We start from the raw sequence: 12880 nt of genomic DNA on the forward strand, positions 1-12880 counted from the left end.
GTTCGCGGGGTGTGCGGGCGTTTGCCAGCGGGTGGCGGGCCGTGGCGAACCGTTAAGTGGCTGCCAGGGCGTGGTGGATGTGATGGATGAGGACCCCGAAGAGGGGCTGCTGGGGTGGGGTGAGACCGTGTTCCGGGACGAGCACGTCTTCGAGATCGATTACGTCCCGGAGGTGTTCCGACACCGGGAGTCACAGCTGCAGACGCTGCAGTACGCGCTCCGGCCGGCCGTGCGTGGGTCCCGGCCGTTGAACGTGGTTGCGCGCGGGCCGCCGGGCACCGGGAAGACGACAGCCGTCCAGAAGCTGTTCGGCGAGCTCAGCGGTCAGCCCGGGGTGCAGACGGTGCGGGTGAACTGCCAGGTCGACTCCACGCGGTACGCGGTGTTCTCGCGGGTGTTCGAGGAGATCTTCGACTACGAGCCGCCGTCGTCGGGGATCTCGTTCAAGAAGCTGTTCGGACAGGTGGCCGAGCGGATCGCCGACGACGACGAGGTGTTGGTGGTGGCCTTGGACGACGTGAACTACCTGTTCTACGAGGACGAAGCCGGTGACACGCTGTACTCGCTGTTGCGGGCCCACGAGACCCAGCCGGGCGCGAAGGTCGGTGTCGTGGTGGTGTCGTCGGACCTGGAGTTGGACGTGATCGAGGCCTTGGACGGGCGCGTGCAGTCGGTGTTTCGGCCCGAGGAGGCGTATTTCTCGGCGTACGACCGGGCGGAGATCACGGACATCCTGCGGGATCGTGTGGAGGTCGGGTTCCGGGAGGGCGCGGTCGCGGAGCCGGTGCTGGATGCCGTGGGCGGGCGCACCGACGAGGCGGGCGATCTGCGGGTGGGGATCGACGTGTTGCGGCGAGCGGGGCTGCACGCCGAGTCCCGCGCGAGCAAGACCGTCGAGATGGAGGACGTCGACGCCGTCTACGAGGACGCGAAGCACGTGCATCTGTCGCGGACGCTGGCGGCGCTGTCGGACAACGAGCGCGCGCTGGTGCGGACGGTGGCCGAGCAGGAGGGCGACCGGGCGGGCGACGTGTACGACGTGTTCAACGACCGCACCGACCTGGGGTATACGCGGTACACGGAGATCGTGAACAAACTCGACGAGCTCGGCGTGATCGACGCGGCGTACGAGCAGCGGTCGGGGCGCGGGCGGTCGCGGACGCTGCGGCTCACGCACGACTCGGAGGCGGTCCTGGAGCGCCTGTAGGGAGTGCGGGTGGCTTTTTAGGTGGTGGCGTGCGAGCGTGTGCTATGAAACAGGCTGGCGGGAGCGCCGAGCAAAAGCGGCGGGCCGCGGAGGCGGCGGTGGCCGAGGAAGTGACCGAGGGGGCGGTCGTGGGGCTCGGAACCGGGAGCACGGTGGCGCACGCGATCCGCGCGCTGGGTGCGGAAGCGTCGGACGTCTCGGGGGTAGCGACGTCGTTCGAGTCCCGACGGCGCGCCGTCGACGCCGGGGTGACGGTAACGAGTCTAGAGGCGGCGTCGGTGGACGTCGCGATCGACGGCGCCGATCAGGTGGCCGACGGCGTGCTGGTGAAAGGTGGCGGGGCGGCCCACACGCGCGAGAAATACGTGGCGGCCAGCGCCGACCGCTTCGTGGTGGTCGCCGATCCGTCCAAGGAGAGCGACGTGGTGGACGTGCCGGTGCCGGTGGCGGTGGTGCCTGACGCCTGGCCGGTGGTCGTCGATCGGGTTGAGGCGCTGGGCGGGACGGCGACGCTGCGGGACGCCGAGCGGAAGGACGGGCCGGTGGTTACGGACGCCGGGAGCCTCGTGGTGGACTGCGATTTCGGGGCCATCGAGACCCCCGAGGCGGTGGCGGCGTCGCTGTCGGCGGTTCCGGGCGTCGTCGAGCACGGGCTGTTCGTGGGGATGGCTGACGCCGTCTACGTGGGAACCGACGACGGCGTCCGCGTGCGGGACCCGTAAGCGGGGTGGTGGTGCACGCGGGGCTGTGCGGTGTGAAAAACTGAGAGAAGCGAGTGCCGAATTACAGGTCGCGGGGCTGCACCGTCTTGCGACCGTTGGCCTCGGCGCGTTCCGCGGCGTCGGCGAGGAGGTCGTCGACTTCCTCGTCGAGGGCCTCGTAGAAGTCGGAGGCAACGTTCTTGTCGTCGAGTGCTTCCTTCACAGCGGCCTTGACGATGAGGTCTGCCATACACGCTGGGTTTTCACTCCCCCGCTTATAAGGCTTCCCATAATCGGGCGCGTAACGGCCCGGTTACGGCGTGTACGTGGCGAACTCCATGTGACCAACCACCGCTCCACATGAAACGAACGTGGCCACTCGACGGCAGGTACGAACGAACAGAGATTCAGACTCTCGGAAAGTATGTTGGGGATTGGGGAAACTATTTTATTCGTGTATGGACTATACTGGGATGCCGACGCCAAGTCGGCAGCACCCCAATGCCTCGTTGCACTCACTGTGACGGCCACGTTTCCGATGATTTCGTTCGCGTGTTCGCGGGCGAAGACGGACAGGTACGCGCGTGCCCGAACTGCTCGGCGAACGCGGGGATCGCTGAGGTATCCCGCGAGCGGGGCCGCCACGCCTGACCGAAAGTCCAGTATCCAACCCGCCGTTTCGTTCTCGCATGCATCACGTGTACGTCATCGAATGCAGTGACGGCACCTACTACACCGGCTACACGACCGACGTCCAGCGACGGGTCGCCGAGCACAACGCCGGCGACGGCGCGAAGTACACGCGGGGGCGCACGCCGGTGACGCTCAGACACACCGAATCGTTCGACTCGAAGTCCGAGGCGATGCGCCGCGAGTACCGGATCAAGCAGCTCTCGCGGGCGCAAAAAGAGGCGCTGTTCTGACCATCCCCCACGGACACCAGCAACCGGAGGGCCTTTGACGAGTCGCGGCGACGACCGGGCATGGACGAGGTCATCAGTTTCGGCACGGACGGCTGGCGTGCACCCTTATCCGAGTTCACCAGCGACCGCGTGCGCATCGTCGCACAGGGGGTTGCCGACCACCTCGCGGCCGACGGCGGCGCGGGGGACACGGTCGCCGTCGGATACGACGCCCGCGACACGTCCGCGGGGTTCGCCGCGGACGCCGCGGACGTGCTGGCGGCCAACGGCTTCGACGTGGTGCTGCCCGAGCGGGACTGCCCGACGCCCGCGGTCTCACACGCCATCGTCGAACGCGACCTGGCCGGGGCGGTGGTCATCACGGCCTCGCACAACCCCCCCGAGTACAACGGCGTGAAGTTCATTCCCGCTGACGGGGCCGGCGCGCTCCCCAGCGACACCGACGGGATCATGGCGAACCTCGGGACGCCGGCGGCTGGCGACCCCACCGGCGAGATCCGGCGGGTGGACTTCACCGGCCCGCACGTCGCGCACTGCCGCCGCCTCGTGGACGCGTCGCTGGACGGGCTGACGGTCGTGTACGACGCGATGCACGGCAGTGGCCGCGGCGTCACCGGTGACGCGCTGGAAGCGGCGGGCGCGGACGTGATCCGGCGGCGCTGCACCCAGGACGCCGCGTTCGGCGGCACCCCACCGGAGCCGACGCCCGAACACCTCGCCGGCCTCGCCGACGCCGTCGACGAACACGACGCCGACCTCGGCATCGCCAACGACGGGGACGCCGACCGCGTGGCGGCTGTCACGCCCGAGCGCGGCGTGCTCGACGGGAACTGGTTCTACGTGCTGGCCTACGACTACCTGCTGGAGTCCGGGACCGGTCCCGCGGTCCGCACCGTCTCCACGACCGGCCACGTGGACGCGGTGGCCGCCGCCCACGACTGCGAGGTGGTCGAAGTCCCGGTCGGGTTCAAGTGGGTGGCGGCGGCCGTCGACGACCACGACGCCCTGTTCGGCGGCGAGGAGTCCGGCGGCTACACGATGCGCGGGCACGTCCGCCAGAAGGACGGCGTGCTGATGGGGCTGCTCGCCGCCGCGGCGGCGAGCGAAACCGCGCTTGACGACCGTATCGACGCCATCGAGGACGCCCACGGCGAGATCCACCAGGACAAGACGAGCGTCGACTGCCCGGACGACCGCAAACAGGCGGTGCTCGACGGGCTCGACGCCGCACTCCCGGACAGCGTCGCGGGCGTCGCCGTCGACAGCGTCAACGACACGGACGGGTTCAAGATCGTGCTCGCGGACGGGTCGTGGCTGCTGGTTCGGCCGTCGGGCACCGAGCCGAAGATGCGGGTGTACGCGGAGGCGGGCAGCGCCGCCCGCGTCGCGGCGCTGCTGGACGCCGGACGCGAACTCGTCGCGCCCGTCGTCTGAGGCGGTGGCCCGGGCTATCCGAGGACGCCCCGATAGCGCTCGCCGCGGCGCTCGCAGTCGAAGCCCAGGCCGTCGTAGAACGGCTTCACGCCGGGGTCGAAGTTCGCCGTGAGGGGACGCCAGCGGATCGTCGCCGCCCCGACGAGCCGGGAGCCGATGCCCTGGCCACGGCGACGCCGCCGAACAGCGACCGCTTCGACGTGCGCGCCCGTCTCGTGTCGGGGGACGGCGACGAGCGCGCCGACGATGCGGTTGTCGTGGTCGGCGACCACGACGGTCCCCGCTTCGATGCGATTCGCAACGGTGGCGGCGTCCACAGCCAGGTTCGCGCCGTCGAGCACCCGCATCACGCCGAGGTGGTCGCGTGGCCCCGCCGTCCGGACGACGGGCGTGGTGGTGTGGTCGGCCACCTCACCCACCCTGGATGAGGCGAAGCACGCGCACGAAATCCGCGTCCACGGGGTGGTCTTCGGGGACGGGCGAACCGTCAACCATCACTGCGACCTCGTGGGGGCTCAACCCCACGTCGGCGAGCAGGTCGGCGTACGTCGTTGGCGGCCCGGGTTCGGTGTCGGCGGCCGTGGTGACGGTGAACTCGTGGGTGTCCCCGCCGACCACGGACAGAGTCACGCGCATACTGGCGGTACTGCTGTGGCTGCCTTCAGCCCCGCGGTCGTCAGGTCGGGGCGGCGTCACGCGGCGGTTCGTCGCCGTGGTACTGCCCCCAGGCGACGCCCAGCAGGTGGACGCTGCGGTGGTGACGTTCCCACCGGGCCGCGCGCTGTCGGCAGTGAGCGCGTGCGTGGGGCTGTCTGTGGCTGCCGTCGCGCCGGAGCTGTCCGGGCGACAACACCCACGGTGCGCGTTCGCAGCGCCAGCAACCGGATGGGTGGGTCTCGCGGCGTTTAAGTCCCACACGCTCGTGGTGGCGAGCATGACCGACGCCGCGGGCGGCCGCCAGGAGATCTGGGTTGAGAAGTACCGGCCCGAACGCCTCGAAGACGTGGTTGGCCACCCCGACATCACCGAGCGCCTGCAGAGCTACGTCGACCGCGACGACCTCCCCCACCTCCTGTTTGCGGGGCCGGCGGGCACCGGAAAAACGGCGTCCTCGGTGTCGATTGCCAAGGAACTCTACGGCGACGACTGGCAGGACAACTTCCTGGAGTTGAACGCCAGCGACGAACGCGGCATCGACGTGGTCCGGGACCGCATCAAGGACTTCGCGCGGTCGTCGTTCGGCGGCCACAACTACCGCGTCATCTTCCTGGACGAGGCGGACGCGCTCACCGACGACGCCCAGTCGGCGCTGCGCCGCACGATGGAGCAGTTCTCGAACAACACCCGGTTCATCCTCTCGTGTAACTACTCCTCGAAGATCATCGACCCGATCCAGTCCCGGTGTGCGGTGTTCCGGTTCGCGCAGCTCGGCGACGACGCGGTCGCCGCCCACCTCCGTGAGATCGCCGAGACGGAGGGCCTGGAACACACCGACGACGGCATCGACGCGCTGGTGTACGCCGCGGACGGCGACATGCGCCGCGCGATCAACGCCCTCCAGGCGGCTTCGGCGACCGGCGACAGCGTCAACGAGGAGACCGTCTACGCGATCACCGCGACCGCCCGTCCCGAGGAGATCGAGACGATGGTGACCGAGGCACTGGGCGGCGACTTCGCGGCCGCGCGAGCCACGCTGGACGACCTCCTCACGAACCGGGGGTTGGCGGGCGGCGACATCATCGACCAGGTGCACCGCTCGGTCTGGGAGTTCGATGTCGAGGAGGCGGCCGCAGTGCGGCTGCTGGACCGCCTCGGGGAGGCCGACTACCGCATCGCGGAGGGCGCAAACGAGCGCGTGCAACTGGAGGCGCTGTTGGCGTCCGTCGCACTGAACGCCGAATAAGTGGCTGGCTACTGGTCGAGCGCGGCGGGCGGCCCGCCCGGCAACTCGTCGCGGTCGTGGGGCGCGAAGAACGCCGGGTTCGGGCCCGTCGGGACGAGGCGCTTGGGGTTGAGGTGGCCGTGGCTGCGGTAGTAGTGCTGCTTGACGTGCTCCATGTAGAGGGTGTCCGCGACGCCGGGGAGCTGGCAGAGCTCCCGAAGGTACGGCCAGAGGTTGTCGTAGTCGCTGATGCGCTTGCGGTTGCACTTGAAGTGCGTGTGGTAGACCTCGTCGAAGCGGTACAGGGTCGTGAACATCGCCACGTCGGCCTCCGTGAGCACGTCGCCGGCGAGGTAGCGCTGCTCCGCGAGCACGTCGTCGTAGTGCGCGAGCGCCTCGAAGAGGTCGTCGACGGCGTTGTCGTACGCGCGCTGGCTGTCCGCGAAGCCGGCGCGGTAGACGCCGTTGTTGATGGGGTCGTAGATGTCCTCGATGAGGCGGTCCACCTCGTCCCGGTAGCCCTCGGGGTAGAGGTCCACGTCGCGTGCGGCGTGGTCGTCGAAGGCCACGTCCAGCATCCGCATGATTTCCTCGCTTTCGTTGTTCACGATGGTGTCCGCGTCCGTGTCGTACAGCACGGGCACCGTGACGCGGCCCGTGTATTCGGGGTCGGCTTCGGTGTAGACGTCCCGGAGGTGGGTGCCGCCGAAGACGTGGTCTGGCGTGCAGCCGGGTTTCTCCGGGTCGAACGTCCAACCCTGATCGTAGCGCACGGGGTCGACGACGCTGACCGAGATCGCGTCTTCGAGGCCCAAGAGCGCGCGCACGAGGAGCGTGCGGTGGGCCCACGGGCAGGCGTAGGAGACGTAGAGGTGGTAGCGCCCGGCCGCCGGGGGTACGTCGTCGCCGACCCAGTTCCGGAAGCTGGTGGTGTCGCGCTCGAAGGCACCGTCGTCGCTGTGTTCGTTCATGTCCGCCTCAGTGCGCCAGTCACCGTCGATCATGCGGCCCATGCCCGTCGGTACGCGAGCCAGCGGCTTAGCAGTGGGGGCGGGGTTTGATTCCACGGGGTATTTGACCGGCGACACCGAAACGCAGGCCATGCCACACAGACGGCGCGTGCTCACGGCGACGGCAGCGGCGGCGAGCCTGTCGCTTGCCGGCTGTCTCTCGAACGACGGCGGCGGCGACAGCCAGGCGTCCAGTTCCACGGACGCCGAGACGACCGGCGACGCAGCGTCGCTGGCCGACCACCCGGCGGCGGCGGGGCTGGACGCCCAGCCCGTGCTCGGCCCGGACCCGCTGTCGGCCGACACCACGGTGGTGGTGTTCTCCGATCCGTCGTGTCCGCACTGCCAGGACTTCGAGGCGGACGTGTTCCCGAAGCTGAACGCGAACTTCATCGAGCCGGGGTCGCTGTCGTACGTCTACCGGAACATGGCGTTCGTCGCGCCGTGGGCGACAGGCGCTGTGCACGCCTTCGAGGAGACCTACGAGCGAAACGCGGACGCGTTCTGGGCGCTCCGCGAGTGGGTGTACAGCAACCCCGACCAGGTCGCCGACGATCCCGGCGAAACCATCAAATCGTACCTGGCGTCGGAGACCGACATCGAGGACCCCGAGGCGGTCCGGACGGCGGCCGCCGAGCGCACGCAGAGCGCGCAGGTCTCCCAGGACGAAACCGCCGCGAAGAACGCCGGGATCAAGTCGACGCCCGGGTTCGTGGTGGCTGCCGACGGCGTCGTCACCACGTCGTTCACCGGCGCGAAGCCCTACGACGAGTTCGTCGAGTTGGCTGGGCTGAGCGAGTAGCGCGTGGGGTGCGGTAGCGCTCCCGGAACTGTTTTACTCGCTCGCCGGCCACCTACGTCCAATGAGCGACCTCGAATCTGCCTACCGCCTCGAATACTTCGAGGAGGAGGGGTTTCACCGCCGGGAATGCGTGTCGTGTGGCGCGCACTTCTGGACGCGCGACGGCGACCGCGAGACGTGCGGTGAGCCGCCCTGCGAGGACTACCAGTTCATCGACAACCCCGGCTTCGATGCGTCGTACTCGCTGACCGAGATGCGGTCGGCGATGGTGTCGTACTTCGAGCGCGCGGGCCACGACAGCATCGACCCGTATCCGGTGGCGGCGAACCGGTGGCGCGACGACGTGCTGTTGACCCAGGCGTCGATCTATGACTTCCAGCCCCACGTCACGAGCGGGGCGTCACCGCCACCGGCGAACCCGCTGGTGGTGAGCCAGCCCTGCATTCGGATGCAGGACATCGACAACGTGGGGAAGACCGGGCGGCACACGATGGCGTTCGAGATGCTGGGCCATCACGCGTTCAACGCCGACGAGGGCACCGACTACGCCTACGACGGGGAGGTGTACTGGAAGGACACGGCCGTCGAGCACTGCGAGGGGTTGCTGGCGGACGTGGGGGTGTCCCTCGACGAGGTGACGTTCATCGAGGATCCCTGGGTCGGCGGCGGGAACGCCGGCGCGGCGTTCGAGGTCATCTATCGGGGCTTGGAGTTGGCGACGCTGGTGTTCATGAGCCTCGAACGGGATCCGGACGGCGAGTACGAGATGAAAGACGGGCACACGTACGCGGAGATGGACCGCCGCGTCGTGGACACCGGCTACGGCGTCGAGCGCTGGACGTGGATGAGCCAGGGCACGCCGACCGTCTACGAGGCGGTCTACCCCGACACCATCGACTTCCTCAAAGAGCAGGCGGGCATCGAGCACACCGACGAGGAGGCCGAACTCGTGCACCGTGCGTCGAAGCACGCGGGGAACCTCGATATCGACGAGGTGGCCGACATCGAGGACGCGCGCGCCGGGATCGCCGCTGAGCTGGGTGTCGACGCCGAGCGCCTCACCGAGCTTGTGGCGCCCCTGGAGGACATCTACGCGATCGCCGACCACTCCCGGGTGTTGGCGTACATGTTCGGCGACGGGATCGTGCCGTCGAACGTCGGCACGGGCTATCTGGCGCGGATGGTGCTGCGCCGCACCAAGCGCTTGGTGGATGACATCGGTGCCGACGTGCCCCTCGACGAGCTCGTCGACATGCAGGCCGACCGGCTGGGGTACGAGAACCGCGACACGATCCGGAGCATCGTGCGGTCGGAGGTCGAGAAGTACGGGGAGACCCTCGAACGTGGGGGGCGTCGCGTCGAGCAGCTGGCCGAGGAGTACGCCGACCGCGGGGAGCCGGTTCCGACCGACGAGCTGATCGAGCTGTACGACTCACACGGCATCCAGCCGGGGATGGTCGCCGACATCGCCGCCGACGTCGGGGCGACCGTCGACGCGCCCGACGACTTCTATTCGCTGGTGGCGGCCCGCCACGACGACGGCGACAGCGGGGCGGCGGGCGGCGACGGCGGCGGCGACGACCGGCTGGCGGATCTGCCCGAGACGGAGACGCTGTACTACGACGACGCGTACGGGTCTGAGTTCGAGGCCGTTGTCCTCGACGTCTTCGAGCGGGAGGGCGAGGACGGCGACGGTGCCTTCGACGTGGTGCTCGATCAGACGATGTTCTACCCGGAGGGCGGCGGGCAGCCGGCGGACACGGGCGTGTTGACCGGTGATGACCACACCGTGGACGTGATCGACGTCCAGGAGCGCGACGGCGTGGTGTTGCATCGCACCACCGACAACCCCGGGAAGGGGGAGTTCGTGCGCGGGCAGATCGACACCGAGCGCCGCCGCCGGCTGATGGCCCACCACACGGCGACGCATATCGTGGTGTACGCCGCCCGGCAGGTGCTGGGCGAGCACGTCCGGCAGGCCGGCGCGCAGAAGGGCGTCGACTCCTCGCGCATCGACGTCACGCACTACGAGCGCGTGGACAGGGAGACCGTCAAGGAGATCGAGCGCGTGGCGAACGAGATCGTGCGCGCGAACACGAGCGTGCAGTGCGAGTGGCCCGACCGCCACGAGGCCGAGGCGGAGTACGGGTTCGACCTCTATCAGGGCGGCATCCCGGCGGGAGAGCAGATCCGGCTCGTGCACGTCGACGACGACGTGCAGGCCTGCGGGGGGACCCACGTGGCTCGCACTGGTGAGATCGGGTCGATCAAGATCCTGAACGCCGAGCGCGTGCAGGACGGCGTCGAGCGGCTGACGTTCGCCGCCGGCGCGGCCGCCGTCGAGCACGTGCAGGGGCAGGAAGACGATCTGCGGGCGGCCGCCGAGGTGCTCGATGTGACGCCGTCGGAGGTTCCGGAGACCGCCGAGCGGTTTTTCACCGAGTGGAAGGACCGCGGGAAGACCATCGACGACCTCAAAGAGCAGCTCGCGGAGGCGCGGGCGTCCGGCGGCGGTGCCGGCGAAGAGGTCGACGTCGCCGGCACGACGGCCGTCGTGCAGCGCGTGGACGGCGACATGGACGAGTTGCAAGCGACCGCGAACGCGCTGGTCGACGGCGGGCAGGTCGCGGTCGTCGGCTCCGGTGCCGACGGCGCGCAGTTCGTCGTGGGCGTCCCCGACGGTGTGCCCGTGAACGCCGGCGAGGTCGTCGGCGAGCTCGCGGCCATGGTGGGGGGCGGTGGCGGTGGGCCGCCGGACTTCGCGCAGGGCGGGGGACCGGACGCGGAGCGCCTCGACGACGCACTGTCGCGGGCGGCCGACGTGCTCGGTGACGCCGCGAGCGCGGAGTAACGCCGGATCGGCGGCTCAGTACGCGTCGTCCGGGTCGAAGACCTGGTCGCCGACGGTGTCGCCGTCGAGCGTGCGGTGGAAGCAGGATTCGTGGCCGGTGTGGCAGGCGCCGCCGGTCTGGGCGACGAGATACAGCAGGGCGTCGCCGTCGCAGTCGACGCGGATCTCGTCGACGGATTGGGTGTTGCCGCTGGTTGCGCCTTTCTCCCAGAGTTCGTCGCGGGACCGCGAGTAGTAGTGCGCCCGCCCGGTGGTGGCGGTTTTCGCGACCGCCTCGCGGGTGGCGTACGCGAGCATGAGTACGTCGCGGCTGTCGGCGTCCTGGGCGATCACGGCGACGAGGCCGTCGCCGTCGTCGGTGTGGCCGGCACCGCCGAAGTCGAGGTCGACGTCGAACTCCTCCATACTGGCGACTGGGTGCCCGGGGGGTTAGTGGTTGTGCGTGGCGGGTCAGGCCGCCGCGAACCCCAGGGCGTCCAGCACGTAGAACAGCACGTCGCCGAACGTGAGCGCGACGACGAGGCCGGCGAACAGCGGCAGGAGGAACGGGACGCCGGGGGTGACCCAGACGTCGTCGTGGTCGGTGATGAGGTCGAGGCCGTCGCGGAGCTGGGCTGGGGTGGTGCCGTACGCGGAGTGGTCGATGTCCGCGAGGAACGCGGCGGCACCCCAGGGGTCGCCGCTGCCGTCGGTGGCGACTGCGCCGTCGGTCGGGTCGCCGGGGGTATCAGGGAGCGTGTCCGGGTGTCGGAGGCCGGGGTCCGAGCGGAGGTCCGCGAGCGTGCAGTCACGCCATCGGAGATACATCCGGAGGGCGTCCAGGTCGAGGCCGCTGCGCGTGAACCCGCCGGCCGAGGATTCCAGCAGGCTGCCGTGAACCGTGGCGAGGTCGTCGGCGGCGACCCGCCGGCCGACGAACATGACCACGGAGACGTTCCCGGTGAGGGCGTTCCGGGCGCCGAGCACGAGCGGGTACGCGAGTGCGAACAGCACCGTGTTCGTGAGGACGGTCAGCGAGAAGACGCCGAGCGTGGTGGAGACACCGGGGAGTGCGTAGCCCGCGAACTCATAGGCGGGGTAGGTGGGGAAGAGGACGGCGAGCACCATGAACGCGCGGGCGTCCGCGCCGCCGAAGCCGCCGATATACCAGAAGCCGTACGCCAGCGGGATGACGAACAGGAGGCTGAACGCGGTTCGGATGGCGAACGGCGTGAGCCCGCCGGGGATGCCGAGTGCGACGAAGCCGTCCCACAGCAGGAGGAGCACGCCGAGGAGCGCCAGTGGCCCCCAGAGGGTGTTCGAGACGCGGCGCGTGTGTATGTCGCGGACGGCGGCCCAGCCGAGCGCTGGCACTGCAACGAGCCGGAGGAGATCCGGTATCGAGGCGTCGACCACTACCGGGTGAGGGACCTACGGTTGCTTAGCTGTTTTGCACGTGGTCGGCCGGGCTGTGTGGACACCCGCGAATAAGTAATGGACTTTTATGAAGGATGGGGGCGGAGCGTTCGACACGGATGCTCCCCCGACAGCCCGGATCGGCCCGCACAGCGTCGTTGTTTCAGATCCCTGTAATCGCCAATACGTTTATTGTCGATGTCTGTTTCGACTACTAACGAACAATGAGCGCCACAGATCCAACCGTCGTCCTCGGAACGATCGGTTCAGACGCCCACGCGGTCGGCATCACGCTGCTGGATCACGCGTTGCGGGAGGCTGGGTTCACCGTCCACAACCTCGGCGCACAGACGGCCAAAACGGAGTTCGCGGCGGCGGCCGCTGACCACGACGCCGACGCGGTGTTGGTGTCCTCGCTGTACGGTCACGCCCAGCAGGACTGTGCGGGGCTCCACGATCAGTTGGCGGCGGCGGGCGTGGACGCGACGACTGTCGTGGGCGGGAACCTCGCGGTCGGCCAGACCGACTTCGAGACGGTCAAACAGCGCTTCGAGGAGATGGGCTTCGACAGGGTGTTCAGCGCCCAAACCGGCTTCGAGGCGGTCGTCGATGCGGTCAAGACGGAACTGGACGTGGACGAACGCAGCCCGACAACCACCACCCTCGGCGCGTAAC

General features: G+C 69.2%; 14 protein-coding genes. 8 read left to right on the forward strand and 6 right to left on the reverse strand.

What is annotated here, in order from left to right:
* Window positions 1-82: 82 nt before the first annotated feature.
* Both JT689_RS10515 and rpiA read left to right on the forward strand, forming a co-directional pair.
* On the forward strand, window positions 83-1207 hold the full coding sequence (locus tag JT689_RS10515; protein WP_010903688.1) for an ORC1-type DNA replication protein: 1125 nt from the start codon (window positions 83-85) through the stop codon (window positions 1205-1207).
* Between the two features lie 44 nt (window positions 1208-1251).
* Window positions 1252-1929 carry a ribose 5-phosphate isomerase A gene (gene rpiA, locus JT689_RS10520; protein ID WP_205251169.1) on the forward strand — a complete coding sequence of 226 codons (678 nt, stop codon included), beginning with the start codon at window positions 1252-1254 and terminating at the stop codon, window positions 1927-1929.
* Between the two features lie 61 nt (window positions 1930-1990).
* Here rpiA and JT689_RS10525 read toward each other — a convergent pair whose 3' ends face one another.
* Window positions 1991-2158: a DUF1931 family protein gene (locus JT689_RS10525; protein WP_010903690.1), complete on the reverse strand. Its 168-nt coding sequence runs from the start codon at window positions 2156-2158 to the stop codon at window positions 1991-1993.
* 439 nt (window positions 2159-2597) lie between these two features.
* Between JT689_RS10525 and JT689_RS10530 the strand changes: the two genes are divergently transcribed.
* Together JT689_RS10530 and JT689_RS10535 are read left to right on the forward strand one after the other, a co-directional pair.
* Window positions 2598-2831 carry a GIY-YIG nuclease family protein gene (locus JT689_RS10530; protein ID WP_010903691.1) on the forward strand — a complete coding sequence of 78 codons (234 nt, stop codon included), beginning with the start codon at window positions 2598-2600 and terminating at the stop codon, window positions 2829-2831.
* 60 nt (window positions 2832-2891) lie between these two features.
* Window positions 2892-4265 carry a phosphoglucomutase/phosphomannomutase family protein gene (locus JT689_RS10535; RefSeq protein WP_010903692.1) on the forward strand — a complete coding sequence of 458 codons (1374 nt, stop codon included), beginning with the start codon at window positions 2892-2894 and terminating at the stop codon, window positions 4263-4265.
* A 14-nt stretch (window positions 4266-4279) separates the two neighbouring features.
* Here JT689_RS10535 and JT689_RS10540 read toward each other — a convergent pair whose 3' ends face one another.
* Window positions 4280-4684: a GNAT family N-acetyltransferase gene (locus JT689_RS10540; RefSeq protein WP_311735968.1), complete on the reverse strand. Its 405-nt coding sequence runs from the start codon at window positions 4682-4684 to the stop codon at window positions 4280-4282.
* Window positions 4677-4901, reverse strand: coding sequence for a ubiquitin-like small modifier protein 2 (locus tag JT689_RS10545; protein WP_012289475.1), 225 nt, complete (start codon window positions 4899-4901; stop codon window positions 4677-4679). The genes JT689_RS10540 and JT689_RS10545 overlap by 8 nt, the downstream gene beginning before the upstream one ends.
* Window positions 4902-5199: 298 nt before the next feature.
* On the opposite strand from JT689_RS10545, the gene JT689_RS10550 reads away from it, so the two are divergent.
* A complete protein-coding gene (locus tag JT689_RS10550; RefSeq protein ID WP_010903695.1) occupies window positions 5200-6168 on the forward strand; it encodes a replication factor C small subunit in 969 nt (322 codons plus the stop codon).
* Window positions 6169-6176: 8 nt separating this feature from the next.
* Here JT689_RS10550 and JT689_RS10555 read toward each other — a convergent pair whose 3' ends face one another.
* Window positions 6177-7160, reverse strand: coding sequence for a glutathione S-transferase family protein (locus JT689_RS10555; protein WP_205251170.1), 984 nt, complete (start codon window positions 7158-7160; stop codon window positions 6177-6179).
* A gap of 88 nt (window positions 7161-7248) precedes the next feature.
* On the opposite strand from JT689_RS10555, the gene JT689_RS10560 reads away from it, so the two are divergent.
* Window positions 7249-7959, forward strand: coding sequence for a DsbA family protein (locus tag JT689_RS10560; RefSeq protein WP_229373372.1), 711 nt, complete (start codon window positions 7249-7251; stop codon window positions 7957-7959).
* A gap of 61 nt (window positions 7960-8020) precedes the next feature.
* A complete protein-coding gene (gene alaS / locus JT689_RS10565) occupies window positions 8021-10810 on the forward strand; it encodes an alanine--tRNA ligase (protein ID WP_205251172.1) in 2790 nt (929 codons plus the stop codon).
* Window positions 10811-10825: 15 nt separating this feature from the next.
* On the opposite strand, the gene hisI is transcribed toward alaS, so the two are convergent.
* Together hisI and JT689_RS10575 are read right to left on the reverse strand one after the other, a co-directional pair.
* The gene (hisI, locus tag JT689_RS10570; RefSeq protein WP_136361599.1) at window positions 10826-11215 is read right to left on the reverse strand and encodes a phosphoribosyl-AMP cyclohydrolase; all 390 of its coding nucleotides are present in this window, start codon (window positions 11213-11215) and stop codon (window positions 10826-10828) included.
* A 45-nt stretch (window positions 11216-11260) separates the two neighbouring features.
* On the reverse strand, window positions 11261-12205 hold the full coding sequence (locus JT689_RS10575) for an A24 family peptidase (RefSeq protein ID WP_012289477.1): 945 nt from the start codon (window positions 12203-12205) through the stop codon (window positions 11261-11263).
* Between the two features lie 224 nt (window positions 12206-12429).
* Between JT689_RS10575 and mamA the strand changes: the two genes are divergently transcribed.
* Entirely contained in the window at window positions 12430-12879 is a 450-nt protein-coding gene (gene mamA, locus JT689_RS10580; protein WP_205251173.1) for a methylaspartate mutase subunit S, read from the forward strand.
* Window position 12880 lies beyond the last annotated feature (1 nt).

The sequence above is a fragment of the Halobacterium sp. GSL-19 genome, from assembly GCF_016917855.1.
Classification (GTDB): domain Archaea; phylum Halobacteriota; class Halobacteria; order Halobacteriales; family Halobacteriaceae; genus Halobacterium; species Halobacterium salinarum.

Excerpts from the sequence above, each read along its gene's own strand:
- JT689_RS10515 (WP_010903688.1), top strand. The coding sequence starts at position 83 with ATGGATGAGGACCCCGAAGAGGGGCTGCTGGGGTGGGGTGAGACCGTG.
- rpiA (WP_205251169.1), top strand. The coding sequence starts at position 1,252 with ATGAAACAGGCTGGCGGGAGCGCCGAGCAAAAGCGGCGGGCCGCGGAG.
- JT689_RS10525 (WP_010903690.1), bottom strand. The coding sequence starts at position 2,158 with ATGGCAGACCTCATCGTCAAGGCCGCTGTGAAGGAAGCACTCGACGAC.
- JT689_RS10530 (WP_010903691.1), top strand. The coding sequence starts at position 2,598 with ATGCATCACGTGTACGTCATCGAATGCAGTGACGGCACCTACTACACC.
- JT689_RS10535 (WP_010903692.1), top strand. The coding sequence starts at position 2,892 with ATGGACGAGGTCATCAGTTTCGGCACGGACGGCTGGCGTGCACCCTTA.
- JT689_RS10545 (WP_012289475.1), bottom strand. The coding sequence starts at position 4,901 with ATGCGCGTGACTCTGTCCGTGGTCGGCGGGGACACCCACGAGTTCACC.
- JT689_RS10550 (WP_010903695.1), top strand. The coding sequence starts at position 5,200 with ATGACCGACGCCGCGGGCGGCCGCCAGGAGATCTGGGTTGAGAAGTAC.
- JT689_RS10555 (WP_205251170.1), bottom strand. The coding sequence starts at position 7,160 with ATGGGCCGCATGATCGACGGTGACTGGCGCACTGAGGCGGACATGAAC.
- JT689_RS10560 (WP_229373372.1), top strand. The coding sequence starts at position 7,249 with ATGCCACACAGACGGCGCGTGCTCACGGCGACGGCAGCGGCGGCGAGC.
- alaS (WP_205251172.1), top strand. The coding sequence starts at position 8,021 with ATGAGCGACCTCGAATCTGCCTACCGCCTCGAATACTTCGAGGAGGAG.
- hisI (WP_136361599.1), bottom strand. The coding sequence starts at position 11,215 with ATGGAGGAGTTCGACGTCGACCTCGACTTCGGCGGTGCCGGCCACACC.
- mamA (WP_205251173.1), top strand. The coding sequence starts at position 12,430 with ATGAGCGCCACAGATCCAACCGTCGTCCTCGGAACGATCGGTTCAGAC.